Source organism: Pseudomonas sp. 01L34 (assembly GCF_056400265.1).
Window position 1 is genome coordinate 19,296 of the sequence record NZ_JBFTSX010000011.1, and the last position, 15,784, is coordinate 35,079.

Below are 15,784 nucleotides of genomic sequence, written 5' to 3' on the forward strand. Positions count from 1 at the left end.
AAAGGAGTGGAATATGTCTTTCAATATCGGCCTTAGCGGTCTCTATGCAGCCAACAAACAACTGGACGTGACCGGCAACAACATCGCCAACGTCGCGACCACCGGTTTCAAATCGTCCCGTGCAGAATTCGAAGACGTGTACTCGGCCACTCGCCTGGGTACCGGCAGCAAGACCATCGGTAACGGCGTGCGCCTGGCCAACGTTTCCCAGCAGTTCAGCCAGGGTGATGTGAACAACACCGGCAACGTGCTGGACATGGGCATTCAGGGCAACGGCTTCTTCATCCTCAGCGACAACGGTTCCCTGAGCTACACCCGTGCCGGTGCGTTCAAGACCGATGCTCAAAACTTTGTGGTCGATAACAACGGCAACCGTTTGCAGGGGTATGGCGTCGATTCCAATGGCAAGATCATCAACGGTGTGTTGACTGACTTGAAGATCGACACCTCGAGCCTGAAGCCGAATCCGACTACCAAGGTTGATCAGACGATGAACCTGAACTCGGCGGAAACCACGCCGACCGTGGCCCCGTTCAGCCCGACCGATACCAACAGCTATAACAAGACCATCTCCACCAAGGTTTACGACAGCCAGGGTAACGAGCACACCATGGATCAGTACTACGTGAAGACGGGTACCAATGCCTGGCGTGTCTATACCTACATGGACGGTCGCTCCCCGGCCAACCCTGCAACCACGCCTCCAGTGCCGATCACCGCTGACATCACTTTCAACTCCGACGGCAGCATTAACACGCTGACGGCGGGTGCCGGCTGGACCCAGACTGGCAACACGTTGACCATGACCGGTTGGGTGCCAGGTGCCATTACCAACGCCGCAACGATTCCTGTGACTTGGGGGCCGAACGGTTCCGTCGCTGCCACTGGCGGTATCGCGTTCAACATGGCGCTGACCACTTCTTACAACTCGCCAACCGCCCGTACCGCCCAATACCAGGACGGCTACGCCACCGGCCAGATCTCCAGCCTGACCATCGACGCCAGCGGCGTCATGACCGCCAACTTCAGCAACCAGCAAACCAAGGCCATCGGCCAGGTGGCTGTGGCGAGCTTCGCCAACGAGCAAGGCTTGCAGCCAATTGGCGGTACGCGCTGGAAAGAAACTTTCGCCTCTGGTGTGGCCGGTGTCGATGCGCCGAAGACCGGTACCCTGGGTTCGGTCGTGTCCAACTCGCTGGAAGAGTCCAACGTCAACCTGACCAACGAACTGGTTGATTTGATCAAGGCGCAGAGCAACTACCAGGCGAACGCCAAGACCATCTCCACCCAGAGCACCATCATGCAGACCATCATTCAGATGACCTGATGCTGGGTGTCGCTGCATAAAAAGCCCCTCGCGAGAGGGGTTTTTTTATGGCCGGGATATTTGTTAAGCATTGGGGCTTTTTGTCATTGGTGAGGGCCTCTTCGCGGGGTACTACTTTCCTTGAGGCAAAAGAAAACCCCCGACCAGCCAGAGGCTCATCGGGGGTTTCAGGTAAGCGCCCTGGAGCGCCTACCGGCTCAGCTTATTGGCAAGCTTCGCAATCCGGCTCGTCGATGGCGCAGGCCTTCGGCACTGGAGCTGGACCGGCTGGGGCTGCCAGGACCGAGTCGTCACCGTGGTTGCCGCCGCTGGAAACAGCGTTCAGCTTACCGGTGTTGATGGTCGACTTCTCGGTGCTGGTTGCGGCCAGGGCACGGAGGTAGTAAGTGGTTTTCAGACCACGGTACCAGGCCATGCGGTAGGTCACGTCCAGTTTTTTGCCCGAAGCGCCGGCGATGTACAGGTTCAGCGACTGAGCCTGGTCGATCCACTTCTGACGACGGCTGGCGGCGTCGACGATCCACTTGGTGTCCACTTCGAAGGCCGTCGCGTAGAGCTCTTTGAGTTCTTGCGGGATGCGCTCGATCTGCTGCACCGAACCGTCGTAGTACTTCAGGTCGTTGATCATGACCGAGTCCCACAGGCCGCGAGCCTTCAGGTCGCGAACCAGGTACGGGTTGATCACGGTGAATTCGCCCGACAGGTTCGATTTCACATAGAGGTTCTGGTAGGTCGGTTCGATCGACTGCGACACGCCGGTGATGTTGGCGATGGTTGCGGTCGGTGCGATGGCCATGATGTTGGAGTTACGAATGCCTTTCTGCACACGGGCGCGAACCGGTGCCCAGTCCAGGGTTTCGTTCAGGTCAACGTCGATGTACTTCTGGCCACGCTGCTCGATCAGGATCTGTTGCGAATCCAGCGGCAGGATGCCTTTGGACCACAGCGAACCCTGGAACGTCTCGTAGGCGCCACGCTCGTCAGCCAGGTCGCAGGAAGCCTGGATCGCGTAGTAGCTGACCGCTTCCATCGACTTGTCGGCGAATTCGACGGCAGCGTCGGAACCGTAAGGGATGTGCTGCAGGTACAGAGCGTCCTGGAAGCCCATGATGCCCAGACCGACCGGACGGTGCTTGAAGTTGGAGTTCTTCGCTTGCGGCACCGAGTAGTAGTTGATGTCGATCACGTTATCGAGCATGCGCACGGCGGTGTTCACGGTGCGTTGCAGCTTGGCGGTGTCCAGCTTGCCGTCGACGATGTGGTTCGGCAGGTTGATCGAGCCCAGGTTGCAAACGGCGATCTCGTCCTTGTTGGTGTTCAAGGTGATCTCGGTGCACAGGTTCGAGCTGTGGACCACGCCCACGTGCTGCTGCGGGCTGCGCAGGTTGCAGGGGTCTTTGAAGGTCAGCCATGGGTGGCCGGTTTCAAACAGCATGGACAGCATTTTGCGCCACAGGTCTTTGGCCTGGATGGTCTTGAACAGCTTGACCTTGCCCGGGTACTCGGTCAGGGCTTCGTAGTACTCGTAACGCTCTTCGAAGGCCTTGCCGGTCAGGTCGTGCAGGTCCGGTACTTCGGACGGCGAGAACAGGGTCCACTTGCCGTCATCGAAGACACGCTTCATGAACAGGTCAGGGATCCAGTTGGCGGTGTTCATGTCGTGGGTACGACGACGGTCATCACCGGTGTTCTTGCGCAGTTCGATGAACTCTTCGATGTCCATGTGCCAGGTTTCCAGGTAGGCACAGACAGCGCCTTTGCGCTTGCCACCCTGGTTAACGGCGACGGCGGTGTCGTTCACCACTTTCAGGAACGGCACGACGCCCTGGGATTTGCCGTTGGTGCCCTTGATGTACGAACCCAGCGCCCGAACCGGGGTCCAGTCGTTGCCCAGGCCGCCTGCGAATTTCGACAACATGGCGTTGTCGTGGATCGCGTGGTAGATGCCCGACAGGTCATCCGGCACGGTGGTCAGGTAGCAGCTCGACAGCTGTGGACGCAGGGTACCGGCGTTGAACAGGGTCGGGGTCGAGGACATGTAGTCGAAGGACGACAACAGGTTGTAGAACTCGATCGCACGGTCTTCTTTCTGCTTCTCTTCGATCGCCAGGCCCATGGCCACGCGCATGAAGAAAATCTGTGGCAGTTCGAAGCGGATACCGTCCTTGTGAATGAAGTAACGGTCGTACAGGGTTTGCAGGCCCAGGTACGTGAACTGCTGATCGCGCTCGTGGTTGATCGCCTTGCCGAGTTTTTCCAGGTCGAAGGACGCCAGAACCGGGTTCAGCAATTCGAATTCGATACCTTTGGCGATGTACGCAGGCAGTGCCTTGGCATACAGGTCGACCATTTCGTGGTGGGTCGCGCTGTCGGCGACACCGAGGAAGCCCAGGCCTTCGGCACGCAGGGTGTCCATCAGCAGGCGGGCGGTCACGAACGAGTAGTTCGGCTCACGCTCGACCAGCGTACGGGCGGTCATCACCAGGGCGGTGTTGACGTCGGTCAGGGCCACGCCGTCGTACAGGTTTTTCAGGGTTTCGCGCTGGATCAGCTCGCCGTCGACTTCTTCCAGGCCTTCGCACGCTTCGGTGACGATGGTGTTCAGGCGACCCATGTCCAGCGGTGCGAGGCTGCCATCGGCGCGGGTGATGCGGATCGATGGGTGAGCGTTGACGGCTTCTTCGGCAGGGGAGTGCGCTGCGCGCTCTTTGGCGCGGGAGTCACGGTAGATCACATAGTCGCGGGCGACTTTCTGCTCGCCGGCACGCATCAGGGCCAGTTCGACCTGGTCCTGGATTTCTTCGATGTGGATGGTGCCGCCCGAAGGCATGCGACGCTTGAAAGTCGCGGTGACTTGTTCGGTCAGGCGGGCAACGGTGTCGTGGATTCGCGACGAAGCGGCAGCGGTGCCGCCCTCAACTGCGAGAAACGCTTTGGTGATGGCGACGGTGATCTTGTCATCGGTGTAAGGGACGACAGTGCCGTTACGCTTGATCACGCGCAGTTGGCCAGGCGCGGTGGCGGACAGATCCGAATTCGAATCGGCGGCCTGCGGCAAGGTGCCTTGCGGGTTCTCGCGAGTTGTGTCGGTTTGCATGGGGGGTTGTCTCCACATTCTCTATGTTTGTTTGGGCACCATCACGGTGCCCACCGTTCTGTCCTGAAGCACTACAACCGGCGAGGGCCGGGCATACCAACTTCGGGACAGATCAGGAAGGGGGCTATTGGGCGCCGCTTCCATGCCGAAGTCTTTGGTGTCACGTCTTGGGCCTGAAACCGAATTCCGTTTTGAGTGGCAGTAAATGACTGCAACACCCGTACCGTTATCGCCGTTTCGGGCTTAAAAACAGTAGCCATCCGCACACGCGGTTTGGTCTTTCGAAAATACGTTTGGTTCAACCGGAAAGAGGCAATAAAAGCGCTTGAAATCGGTGTCCGGTTTGTGTTTGGTTTTTGGCGTAAAACCCTACATGTAGGGTTTTTTTTGCGCCGAGGTACAAGATAATGCGTTTTGGAGGGTGTTGCAACGTACTACCTGTGGATAAACCTGTGCGTAAATTGTGTGTGAAAGAGGGAACGGGCGTGTAGGCCGCGACCTAGCTGGAGCCGACCATTTTTCACTGATTTTCAGCGACAGAAAACAGTCATCCGGATTTTTAAGGGCGCGAACCCTATCACAAAAAACCGTTGTGTCCGAACGCATTTACCGGCTTGTGTTCCAGACGTGTGGCGTTTATACAATCGGCCCATGCAGATGCATTCTTATCCTCCCCAATCATTACAAAAAGACGGGTGGATCCTTCCTTATTGATGGTGTTGGCAAGCAGAGGTCATCGTGGAGCAAGAAGCCTGGCAGGTATTGATTGTCGAGGACGACCAGCGTCTGGCCGAACTGACCCGCGATTACCTGGAAGCCAATGGCCTGCGAGTATCGATCGAGGGTAATGGCGCCCTGGCCGCAGCACGCATCATCAAGGAGAAACCGGACCTGGTGATTCTCGACCTGATGCTCCCCGGCGAAGATGGCTTGAGCATTTGCCGCAAGATTCGCGACCGCTATGACGGGCCGATCCTCATGCTCACCGCGCGCACCGATGACACCGATCAGATTCTTGGCCTGGACCTGGGCGCCGACGACTACGTCTGCAAACCGGTGCGTCCACGTTTGTTACTCGCGCGTATTCAAGCCCTGCTGCGCCGCAGCGAAGCCCCGGAGGTGGCCCCGGAAAAACTCCGACGCCTGCAGTTCGGCCCATTGGTGGTGGACAACGCATTGCGCGAAGCCTGGCTGCATGACAAAGGCATCGAATTGACCAGTGCCGAGTTCGATCTGCTCTGGCTGCTGGTGGCCAATGCCGGGCGTATTCTGTCCCGCGAAGAAATATTCACCGCGCTGCGCGGTATCGGTTATGACGGCCAGGACCGCTCGATCGACGTGCGCATCTCGCGCATCCGCCCCAAGATCGGCGATGACCCGGACCATCCGCGGCTGATCAAGACCGTCCGCAGCAAAGGCTATTTGTTCGTGCCGGAAGCCTGCACCCTGTGAACTCGATCTTCCTGCGTATTTATGGCGGCATGTGCGCGGCGCTGATTCTGGTGGCCGTACTCGGCGTGCTGGCGTTGCACCTGCTTAACCAGGTGCGCAGCGAGCAGTACCGCGAGCGCCTGGCCCACGGCACCTTCTCGCTGATGGCCGATAACCTGCAACCGATGAACGAAACCGAGCGCCATCGGGCGTTGCTGTTGTGGGAGCGCTTGCTCGGGATTCCGCTGGCGCTGAAGACGTTCCCCCAGACCGACCTCGACCTGACCCAGCGCACCCGCGTGTTGCACGGCCAGGCCCTGGTGGAGCAGACCGGTCCGCATGCGGCGAAGGTTTATCGCCTGGTCAGCGAAAAGGAGCAGTTGGTGCTCACCGGTGAAGTCCAGCAGATCAGCGAGCAACTGGCGCGGGCGACCATCTACCTGCTGGCCGATGAACTGGTGCGCTACCCGGTGGCCGAGCAGCCCAAGCGTCTGGAGCAGTTAAAGGAAGATAAGGGTTTCGGCTTCGATCTGCGGCTGGTGACGGTTGATGAGGCCGACATGGACGAAGACCAGAGCCGCCGCGTGTCAGAAGGCGACACGGTGATGGCGTTGGGCAAGGGCGGCGATTCGATCCGGGTGTTTGCCGGCATGGTCGGTACGCCGTGGGTGTTGGAAATCGGCCCGCTGTATCAGATGAATCCTTACCCGCCCGAGTGGCTGGTGCTGATCGCGGCCCTTGGCCTGAGCCTGATCGGTTTGATTGTCTATCTGTTGGTGCGGCAACTGGAGCGTCGTTTGCGCGGTCTGGAAGCCGCCGCCACGCGAATTGCCAAGGGCAGCCTGGAAACCCGCGTACCGGCCCGTGGCGCCGACTCGGTGGGGCGGCTGGCCTCGGCGTTCAACGGCATGGCCGAGCACTTGCAGCAATTGTTGGCGATTCAGCGAGAACTGGTGCGTGCCGTGTCCCACGAATTGCGCACACCAGTGGCGCGCCTGCGTTTTGGCCTGGAGATGATCGGCTCGGCCACCACGCCTGAGGCGCTGGAGAAATACCGCGAGGGCATGGACCACGACATTGAGGACCTCGATCGGCTGGTCGACGAGATGCTCACCTATGCGCGGCTGGAGCAGGGCTCGCCGGCGCTGAATTTCCAGCGGATCGATCTGGATGCGTTGGTCAATCAGGTGATCGAGGAGTTGGCACCGTTGCGCGCCGAGGTCACGGTACAGCGCGGCTTGTGCCTGTCGGCCGCCGATTGCGACGGCGCCTGGGTCGAGGCCGAGCCGCGTTACCTGCACCGGGCGTTGCAGAACCTGGTGAGCAACGCCATGCGCCATGCCCATTCACGGGTGACCGTCAGCTATCAGGTGGGTCAGCAGCGCTGTCGGGTGGATGTCGAGGATGACGGGCCGGGCGTGCCGGAAACCGCGTGGGAGAAAATCTTCACCCCGTTCCTGCGCCTCGACGACAGCCGCACCCGTGCCTCGGGTGGGCATGGGCTGGGGTTGTCGATTGTGCGGCGGATCATCCATTGGCACGACGGGCGAGCGCTGATCAGCAAGAGCAAAAGCCTGGGCGGGGCGTGTTTCAGTTTGAGCTGGCCGAGGAATCAGGAACGGCGTTGAGGTTGGGCACGTGACAGGGGGCTTCAGGCCTTGATACTGACCAGACTCAACAACTGCCCATCCATCACCGCAAACTGCGCGTCCAGTTCGGTGCCGCTGCGCCACTCACTGGACAGGTCGGTCAGCAACCGCAACCGCACTTCACCGCCCTCGCTCCACTCCAGCACTTCGGCGTGTTCGAAATAGAAGCGCTTTTGGACGATCGGGTAGAGCGCCTTGAACAGGCTTTCCTTCACCGAAAACGTCAGCGTCACCACCATCGCCAACTGATCGCGAGCCCCGGCGGCCATGCGCTGCAACTCAGGCCCGGTGAGAATCTCTCCGGCCAGGCGTTCGGCCCGTTCTGCGTCGAGCAGATTTTCCAGGTCCATCCCCAAACCGCGCCAATGGGCCTTGTTCGCGACAATCGCCGCGGCCCGGCCGGTGCTGTGGGTGATCGAACCGGTGATATGCGCTGGCCACACCGGTGCGCGGTCTTCACCAATGGCCGGAATGAAGCTCAGCCCTTCCAGCTGTTGCAACGCGGCCCGAGCGCAAATCCGCCCGGCAAGAAACTCGGCCTGACGCTTGGCCACCGAACGCTGGATGCTCGCGGGCGGCTCGATGGCGCTGCGCTGGAAATCATCGCTGGCCAGTTGCCTGGTATCGAAGTGAGTGCCCAGCAGGACCGTATCGGGCAGCGCAAACGGCAGCGGCCAATGGGCGTCGAGCGGGGTGCAGCAGGCGGGTAGGGCGGGGACGGGATTCATGACGGGCATTTTGCCGTTTAGCTCAATGGCTGGGTAGTGGCAGCAGGGCTTTTGTGGCGAGGGGGCTTGCCCCCGTTCGGCTGCGAAGCAGTCGTAAACCCGGTCAACGTGGTGTGTCTGTCGACATGCGATTGCAGGTTTTGGGGCTGCTTCGCAGCCCAACGGGGGCAAGCCCCCTCGCCACAGAGGTCTATCTGATCAGCCAAAGATCTTCTTGAAAAACGCCTGCATGTCCGCCCACGACTTCTCATCGGCGGCCTTGTTGTAACCAATGTCCGGCCCGCCATGATCGCCATGGCTCAGACGATCCGCATCAGGGTTGCTGAAGCCATGCTTGGCGCCTTCGAGGCTGACAAATTTATAGTCGGCACCGGCCTTGTCCATTTCCGCCTTGAACGCCGTCACGTTTTCCGCTGTGACCATGCTGTCCAGGGCGCCATGCTCCACCAGGATTTTCGCCTTCACACTGCCAGGCACCGCCGGCGTATTGGTCGCCAGTGCACCGTGGAAACTCACCACGCCCGCCAGCGGCAAGCCCTGACGAGCGGCATTCAGCACCACTGCGCCGCCGAAGCAATAGCCGATGGCCGCCAGTTTGGCCGGATCGGTCTGTGGCTGTTTCTTCAGCAAATCGAGCCCGGCCTGAAACCGCGCGCTGGCTGCTGCGCTGTCCTTTGTCGCGGCTTGCATGAACGCCATGGCGTCCTTGGGGTGTTCGGTGTTCTTGCCGTCGCCATACATGTCGATCGCCAGTGCGCTGTAGCCCAGACCCGCCAGATCGCGTGCGCGCCGCTTGGCGTAGTCGTTGAGCCCCCACCATTCATGTACCACCACCACACCCGGACGCGGACCTTTAATGGCGTCGTCGTAGGCGTAATAGCCAATCAGCTTGGTGCCATCGGCACTCTGATAGGGAATTTCCTGGGTCTTGATGGCGGCCTGGCTGACCCCGCTCACGGCCAGTAATACAAGGGCGAGCAACACACGCATGGCTGAATCTCCTTATAAACAAACGTCAAGAAAGCGTAGTCGATTTGATTCAGCTCAGGTTCAGAGTGCGTTCAGGGGCTGTACAGGGTGAGGTCAGTAACCTTGCCCCGTACCCAAAAAGCACATAGCGCATGAGGAAATTCCCCAATGACTACTTTGAAAAAGCTGCTGCTGGCTTTCACCGTGATGGGCGCCAGTGTTGCCGCCCACGCCGACACCACCAATTTTGCCGGGCTGACCTTTGGCCAGACCAGCGACAAGATTAAAAAATCCAGTGCCCTGAACGACAACCTCAACCACCCGAACGCCGACGGAGTGATCGGCAAGGACAACACCTGGGGTTTGCGTGTGGGCCAGCAAGACAGCCAGGGCCGCTACTACGCCACTTACGACAACGTGTCGGGCTCGCATAATGGCATTAAACTGCGTCAGGAAAACCTGCTGGGCAGCTACGATCTGTTTTACCCAGTGGGTGGCAGCACCAAACTGTTCGGCGGTGCCACAGCCGGTTTGACCAAAATGACCCAGGAATCGCCAGGCTTCAGCCGCGACAGCGACATCGGTTACGCCATTGGCGGCCAGCTCGGCGTGTTGCAGCAAGTTTCGCAAAACACCTCGGTCGAGCTGGGTTACCGTTACCTGCGTAGCAACGCCAGCACCGAGATGAGCGAGCGCGGCGGCAGCAAACAGGGGTCGCTGGACTTGACCAGCAGCGCCCAGACGTACTTGTCCGCCAACTACGCTTTCTAAACAGCGTTTGGTTGCCAGTCAGTTAAGCCTCGCAACCTGTGGGAGCAGGCTTGACTGACCTTTGGAGATGTTGATTTGCCCCGGAGAGCCTTATGAAATTGCTGGTTGTCGAAGATGAAGCGCTGTTGCGCCATCACCTGCAGACCCGTTTGACGGACAGCGGCCACGTGGTCGAGGCCGTGGCCAACGCCATCGATGCGTTGCATCAGGCCGAGCAGTTCAACCATGACCTGGCGGTGATCGACCTCGGTTTGCCGGGCATGGGCGGGCTCGACCTGATTCGTCAGCTGCGCTCCCAGGGCAAGACGTTTCCGATCCTGATCCTCACCGCGCGCGGCAACTGGCAAGACAAGGTCGAAGGCCTCGCCGCCGGTGCCGACGACTACGTGGTCAAGCCGTTCCAGTTCGAAGAGCTGGACGCCCGGCTCAATGCCTTGCTGCGTCGCTCCAGCGGTTTCACCCAGTCGACCATCGTCGCCGGTCCCTTGGTGCTGGATCTCAATCGCAAACAGGCGTCCCTCGATGACCAGCCGCTGGCGCTGACCGCCTACGAATACCGGATCCTCGAATACCTGATGCGCCATCACCAGCAAGTGGTGGCCAAGGACCGCTTGATGGAGCAACTCTATCCGGATGACGACGAGCGCGATCCGAATGTGATCGAAGTGCTGGTCGGCCGCTTGCGTCGCAAACTCGAAGGCCCGGCCGGGTTCAAGCCGATCGATACCGTGCGTGGCCTCGGCTACCTGTTCAATGAGCGCTGCACTTGATTCGTTCCCTTCGTGTCCGCTTGATGCTCGCCGCCACCACCCTGGCGGTGTTGTTCATGCTGGCGTTACTGCCGGCGATGCAGGGCGCGTTCAGCCTGGCGTTGCAGGACTCCATCGAGCAGCGCCTGGCGTCGGACGTCACCACGCTGATCTCCGCCGCCCGGGTGGATAACAACCGCTTGCAGATGCCGGCGCAGTTACCCGATGAGCGTTTCAACCTCACCGACAGCCGTTTGCTCGGCTACATCTATGACCGCGAAGGTCACCTGGTCTGGCGCTCGAGGGCCACCCAGGAAGAGAACATCAACTACAAGCCGCGTTACGACGGGCGCGGGAACGAGTTCGCGAGGATTCGCGAGGCCAATGGTGAAGAGTTTTTCGTCTATGACGTCGAGGTCAAGCTGCTCGGCGGCAAAAGCGCGGCGTTCAGCATCGTCGCGCTGCAACCGGTGCGCGAATACGAAGTCACCCTCGAAGGCCTGCGGGAAAACCTCTACCTGGGCTTCGGTGCCGCGTTACTGGTGTTGCTCGTCTTGCTCTGGGTCGGCCTGACCTGGGGCTTGCAGGCGTTGAGCCGGCTGAGCCAGGAGCTGGACCAGATCGAAAGCGGCACCCGCGAAAGCCTCAGCGAACAACACCCGCGCGAACTGCTGCGCCTGACCGGCTCGCTCAACCGTTTGCTGCACAGCGAGCGTGAACAGCGCAGCCGTTACCGCGACTCCCTCGACGACCTGGCCCACAGCCTGAAAACTCCGCTGGCGGTGTTGCAAGGGGTCAGCGAAGACATGGCGCAAAAGCCGCAAGAGCGCGATCAGGCCTGGGTGCTGCAAACCCAGATCGAACGCATGAGCCAGCAGATCAGCTATCAACTGCAACGGGCCAGCCTGCGCAAAAGTGGTCTGGTGCGCCATCAGGTACGCTTACGCCCGGTGCTGCAAAGCCTCTGCGACACCCTGGACAAGGTCTACCGCGACAAACGCGTGCGGGTCGCCTTCGATCTGCCGGATCAGTGCTACGTACCGATCGAGCAGGGCGCCTTGCTGGAAATGATGGGCAACCTGCTGGAAAACGCCTATCGCCTGTGCCTGAACGAAGTACGCATCAGTGTGCGCGAAACCCTCAGTGGCATTGAGCTTTGCATTGAAGACGATGGCCCCGGCGTACCACCGGACCAACGCGCACGGATTCTCGAGCGCGGCGAGCGGCTGGACCGCCAGCATCCGGGGCAGGGGATTGGCTTGGCGGTGGTCAAGGACATCATCGAAAGCTACAGCGCCAAGCTGACGCTGGGGGATTCGCCGATGGGCGGCGCGGCGTTCCGGATTCATTTTCCGGTGGTTTGATGTAGGGGCTTGGCCGAAAAGATCGCAGCCTCGTTGCACTCGACAGCTCCTACAGGGATTTGCGTCCACCTGTAGGAGCTGTCGAGTGCAACGAGGCTGCGATCTTTTGATCTTAAACGGCGATGTTTAAACGACACTTCCAGAAACTCACCCAACCTACACATCCTTGCGCCGCTGCCTACGACTACGCCAGAATCCGCCGGCTAGTGCGCCTTGAGGCCGGCCTATATCGTTTCCGGGTCGCTGACCAATCAGCGATCGGGTTTAGCAGCCCGGGTCATCTCTAGACGTATAACGTTAACCGTTTATGTTATGGCGGCTTTGCGTGGGGCACTTCGGTGCGCCGGGTTCTAGAGTCCTGGTCTGCTAACCCGCGTACAGCCGCCACCTCTTTTTCGTTTAGCAGCGATATGTAGCGGCTCCATCACTCTAGGAGCGTCATATGTTCAAGATCACACCGAACCCACCGGAAACCGATCCAACATCCCCCTACGAATCCCTCGATTCCAAAAAACTCCACGAAGCCGCCGACCGCGCCCTCGACCACTACCTCAAACCACCCACTCCCAAAGACACCAAGCGCAAACCCAGCACCATTTACCATGTCGGTGCGAAGGTCGATAACGAAACCCTGCTGGTCAACGCCTGCGAATCCCTGGCGTCAGCGAGCGTGATGCTCAGTGAATTCGCCGGGCTGATGGACATGCCCCATCGCAACATGATGTTGGGGATTCAATCGGTGGTCATGCTCGGTGAGCTGGCCGTCAACCGGGTGCTGGATAACCTTGATCCGCAGGGCTAGCGAGGATCTGTGGCAAAGGGGCTTGTTGTGGCGAGGGGGCTTGCCCCCGTTCGGCTGCGCAGCTGTCGCAAAACCGGTGTATGCGGTGTACCTGAAACCTGCGGTTGCAGATTTTGGGGGCGCTTCGCAACCCAGCGGGAGCAAGCTCCCTCGCCACTACAGCATGGCTGCCTGCAAAGTTGTGAAATCAGTTCTCCTGCGCCCGATAAGCCCCCGGCGTCAACCCCGTCCACTTCTTGAACGCCCGGTGAAACGCCGAAGGCTCTGAAAACCCCAACTGCTCGGCAATCTGTTGCAACGATAGATCCGCCCGCCCCAGGTGATAAATCGCGATGTCCCGGCGTAACTGATCCTTCAATTCCTGAAAACTCGTGCCTTCCTCACGCAAATGCCGACGCAAGGTTTGCGGGCTGATGTGCAGGTGCGCCGCCACTGCTTCCAGGTCCGGCCAGCGTGCACTGTCGCGGCTGAGCAAGCGCCGCAATTGGCTGCTCAGGCTGTCGCCTTCGTCGGGGCGTGACAGCAGGTCGGCGGGGGAGCGCTCGAGAAAGTGCTTGAGGGTTCGTTCGTCCTGCAACAGCGGCATGTTCAGGTAGCGGCTGTGGAACAGCAGGCTACTCTGAGTAGTATCGAACGTTAGCGGGCAGGAAAACAGCAAGTCGTATTCGGCCCCGTGCTCGGGCCTCGGGTAACTGAATGTGGCGTGTTCCAGACGAATGCGTTGGCCGATCAGCCAGCTGCCGAACCGATGCCAGATCACCAGCAGGCTTTCGCTGAGGAAGTGGTCCGGGTCCCACAGCGGCGAATCGTCGAGACTCAGGCGAATCATCTCGCCTTCGCGGCTCAGGGTCAGACGCGGCGCCCCGGGAAACAGGCTGTAAAACAACAGGCCGCGATTGAGTGCTTTCTCCAGCGTGCGGCAGTGGATCACCGCGTGGCACATCATCGCGAAGCTGCCGGGTTTGCTCGGGGCCTGCCCGAAGCCCAGGTATTCGTCGTCCAGGGCCAGCCACAATCCCTGGATCAAGCGGGTGAACTGTTCAGGCGCGATTCGGGCGCGCGGTTCTTCAAGCAACTCGGGGCTGATCCCCAGTTGCTGCAGCAGGCTCGAATAGTCGTAGCCACGTCGGCGCGCGCCGCCGAGGGCGGCACGGGCGAAATGGCTGGCGATGGTGCGTTCACGCATGGGGCAGGTCCGTCCACTGAGCAATGGATGGTAGCGGTGCCCATCGACGATGAACAAGGCGGATATCCGCCAAATTGCAGGACGAGGTCAGGTGGGTTGGCGGAAATCCGCCACATGGTGGTAACTGGTTGGTGACCAAAAGAAACCTGTAACCCTTGATGTCAAAAGGCTCGCAGGCTTTTTGGCGAATGTGGCACGGGCCTTGCGATACAACCAGCAGATGCCTGCCGTTGCGCAGCTCGACAAAACAAATCCCTCCAGTGCAGGAGGGTTCGCAATTGAAGTGTCTTGGGCAACAGATGGATGTTGTCACCGGGCGCTCTTGAGGAACTTTGCAATGACGACTCGTCAGCCACTGTACAAATCCCTGTATTTCCAGGTGATCGTTGCCATCGCCATCGGCATCCTGCTCGGTCACTTCTACCCGCAGACCGGTGTAGCCCTCAAGCCGTTGGGTGACGGGTTCATCAAACTGATCAAAATGATCATCGCTCCCATCATTTTCTGCACCGTCGTCAGCGGTATCGCGGGCATGCAGAACATGAAGTCGGTCGGCAAGACCGGCGGTTACGCGCTGCTCTACTTCGAGATCGTTTCGACCATTGCACTGCTGGTCGGTCTGGTGGTGGTCAACATTGTGCAGCCGGGTAACGGCATGCACATCGATGTCACCACGCTGGATGCCTCCAAAATCGCAACCTACGTGGCTGCCGGTGCGGATCAAAGCGTCGTTGGCTTCCTGCTGAATGTGATCCCGACCACCATCATTGGTGCGTTCGCCACGGGCGATATCCTGCAAGTGCTGATGTTCTCGGTGATCTTCGGTTTCGCCCTGCATCGCCTGGGTGCCTACGGCAAGCCGATCCTGGACTTCATCGATCGCTTCGCCCACGTGATGTTCAACATCATCAACATGATCATGAAGCTCGCGCCACTCGGTGCCTTGGGCGCCATGGCGTTCACCATCGGTGCCTACGGTGTGGGCTCGCTGGTGCAACTCGGTCAGTTGATGGCCTGCTTCTACATCACCTGCCTGCTGTTCATTCTGGTGGTGCTGGGTGGTATTGCTCGCGCTCATGGCTTCAGCGTGCTGAAAGTGATCCGCTACATCCGTGAAGAACTGCTGATCGTACTGGGTACTTCCTCTTCGGAGTCGGTACTGCCACGCATGCTGATCAAAATGGAGCGTCTGGGTGCGCAGAAATCCGTGGTAGGTCTGGTGATCCCGACCGGCTACTCGTTCAACCTCGACGGTACGGCGATCTACCTGACCATGGCGGCAGTGTTCATTGCTCAGGCCACCGACACCCACATGGACATCACTCACCAGATCACTCTGCTGGTGGTGTTGCTGCTGTCCTCCAAAGGCGCTGCTGGCGTGACCGGTAGTGGCTTCATCGTACTGGCCGCTACCTTGTCCGCTGTTGGCCACCTGCCGGTTGCCGGCCTCGCGCTGATCCTGGGTATCGACCGTTTCATGTCCGAAGCCCGCGCGTTGACCAACCTGATCGGTAACGCGGTTGCCACCATTGTTGTGGCCAAGTGGGTCAAGGAACTGGACACCGACGTGCTGCAATCCGAGCTGGCCTCGGGCGGTCGCGGCATTGCCGACGAGCCTAAAGATGATGTTTTGGGCCACGTCGAAGGGGCAACCCCGACGAACGCCAAGTAAGCCTTGTTGTAATGAAAAACCCGCTTCGGCGGGTTTTTT

Annotated in this window: 12 protein-coding genes; 8 read left to right on the plus strand and 4 right to left on the minus strand. The window is 59.8% G+C overall.

Annotated elements, in window-relative coordinates:
- Positions 1-13 precede the first annotated feature (13 nt).
- Complete coding sequence (gene flgE / locus AC1DQM_RS27495) at positions 14-1,327, plus strand: flagellar hook protein FlgE (RefSeq protein WP_064616487.1); 1,314 nt, start codon at positions 14-16, stop codon at positions 1,325-1,327.
- A gap of 202 nt (positions 1,328-1,529) precedes the next feature.
- On the opposite strand, the gene AC1DQM_RS27500 is transcribed toward flgE, so the two are convergent.
- Complete coding sequence (locus tag AC1DQM_RS27500; RefSeq protein WP_018926318.1) at positions 1,530-4,424, minus strand: ribonucleoside-diphosphate reductase subunit alpha; 2,895 nt, start codon at positions 4,422-4,424, stop codon at positions 1,530-1,532.
- Between the two features lie 738 nt (positions 4,425-5,162).
- Between AC1DQM_RS27500 and AC1DQM_RS27505 the strand changes: the two genes are divergently transcribed.
- Positions 5,163-5,876 (plus strand): response regulator, encoded by a 714-nt coding sequence (locus tag AC1DQM_RS27505; RefSeq protein WP_018926317.1) that lies wholly within the window; start codon positions 5,163-5,165, stop codon positions 5,874-5,876.
- Complete coding sequence (locus AC1DQM_RS27510; protein ID WP_086944558.1) at positions 5,873-7,483, plus strand: ATP-binding protein; 1,611 nt, start codon at positions 5,873-5,875, stop codon at positions 7,481-7,483. The genes AC1DQM_RS27505 and AC1DQM_RS27510 overlap by 4 nt, the downstream gene beginning before the upstream one ends.
- 23 nt (positions 7,484-7,506) lie before the next feature.
- Here AC1DQM_RS27510 and AC1DQM_RS27515 read toward each other — a convergent pair whose 3' ends face one another.
- Together AC1DQM_RS27515 and AC1DQM_RS27520 are read right to left on the minus strand one after the other, a co-directional pair.
- On the minus strand, positions 7,507-8,232 hold the full coding sequence (locus AC1DQM_RS27515) for a 4'-phosphopantetheinyl transferase family protein (protein ID WP_442115359.1): 726 nt from the start codon (positions 8,230-8,232) through the stop codon (positions 7,507-7,509).
- Positions 8,233-8,430: 198 nt separating this feature from the next.
- Positions 8,431-9,222 (minus strand): dienelactone hydrolase family protein, encoded by a 792-nt coding sequence (locus AC1DQM_RS27520; protein WP_064616494.1) that lies wholly within the window; start codon positions 9,220-9,222, stop codon positions 8,431-8,433.
- A 147-nt stretch (positions 9,223-9,369) separates the two neighbouring features.
- Between AC1DQM_RS27520 and AC1DQM_RS27525 the strand changes: the two genes are divergently transcribed.
- From AC1DQM_RS27525 to AC1DQM_RS27540, 4 genes are all read left to right on the plus strand, one after another.
- The gene (locus tag AC1DQM_RS27525; RefSeq protein WP_442115360.1) at positions 9,370-9,972 is read left to right on the plus strand and encodes a hypothetical protein; all 603 of its coding nucleotides are present in this window, start codon (positions 9,370-9,372) and stop codon (positions 9,970-9,972) included.
- A gap of 92 nt (positions 9,973-10,064) precedes the next feature.
- Complete coding sequence (locus tag AC1DQM_RS27530) at positions 10,065-10,742, plus strand: response regulator transcription factor (protein WP_064616498.1); 678 nt, start codon at positions 10,065-10,067, stop codon at positions 10,740-10,742.
- Positions 10,739-12,085, plus strand: a complete 1,347-nt coding sequence (locus AC1DQM_RS27535; RefSeq protein ID WP_442115361.1) for an ATP-binding protein — start codon at positions 10,739-10,741, stop codon at positions 12,083-12,085. The genes AC1DQM_RS27530 and AC1DQM_RS27535 overlap by 4 nt, the downstream gene beginning before the upstream one ends.
- Before the next feature lie 442 nt (positions 12,086-12,527).
- A complete protein-coding gene (locus AC1DQM_RS27540; protein ID WP_007937528.1) occupies positions 12,528-12,887 on the plus strand; it encodes a DUF6124 family protein in 360 nt (119 codons plus the stop codon).
- A gap of 187 nt (positions 12,888-13,074) precedes the next feature.
- Here AC1DQM_RS27540 and AC1DQM_RS27545 read toward each other — a convergent pair whose 3' ends face one another.
- Positions 13,075-14,073: an AraC family transcriptional regulator gene (locus AC1DQM_RS27545; RefSeq protein ID WP_018926307.1), complete on the minus strand. Its 999-nt coding sequence runs from the start codon at positions 14,071-14,073 to the stop codon at positions 13,075-13,077.
- 337 nt (positions 14,074-14,410) lie between these two features.
- Between AC1DQM_RS27545 and AC1DQM_RS27550 the strand changes: the two genes are divergently transcribed.
- Positions 14,411-15,745 (plus strand): dicarboxylate/amino acid:cation symporter, encoded by a 1,335-nt coding sequence (locus AC1DQM_RS27550; protein WP_111455173.1) that lies wholly within the window; start codon positions 14,411-14,413, stop codon positions 15,743-15,745.
- The last annotated feature ends 39 nt before the right edge of the window (positions 15,746-15,784 follow it).

Coding starts and splice junctions, on each gene's coding strand:
- flgE (WP_064616487.1), top strand. CDS start 14: ATGTCTTTCAATATCGGCCTTAGCGGTCTCTATGCAGCCAACAAACAA.
- AC1DQM_RS27500 (WP_018926318.1), bottom strand. CDS start 4,424: ATGCAAACCGACACAACTCGCGAGAACCCGCAAGGCACCTTGCCGCAG.
- AC1DQM_RS27515 (WP_442115359.1), bottom strand. CDS start 8,232: ATGAATCCCGTCCCCGCCCTACCCGCCTGCTGCACCCCGCTCGACGCC.
- AC1DQM_RS27520 (WP_064616494.1), bottom strand. CDS start 9,222: ATGCGTGTGTTGCTCGCCCTTGTATTACTGGCCGTGAGCGGGGTCAGC.
- AC1DQM_RS27525 (WP_442115360.1), top strand. CDS start 9,370: ATGACTACTTTGAAAAAGCTGCTGCTGGCTTTCACCGTGATGGGCGCC.
- AC1DQM_RS27530 (WP_064616498.1), top strand. CDS start 10,065: ATGAAATTGCTGGTTGTCGAAGATGAAGCGCTGTTGCGCCATCACCTG.
- AC1DQM_RS27540 (WP_007937528.1), top strand. CDS start 12,528: ATGTTCAAGATCACACCGAACCCACCGGAAACCGATCCAACATCCCCC.
- AC1DQM_RS27545 (WP_018926307.1), bottom strand. CDS start 14,073: ATGCGTGAACGCACCATCGCCAGCCATTTCGCCCGTGCCGCCCTCGGC.
- AC1DQM_RS27550 (WP_111455173.1), top strand. CDS start 14,411: ATGACGACTCGTCAGCCACTGTACAAATCCCTGTATTTCCAGGTGATC.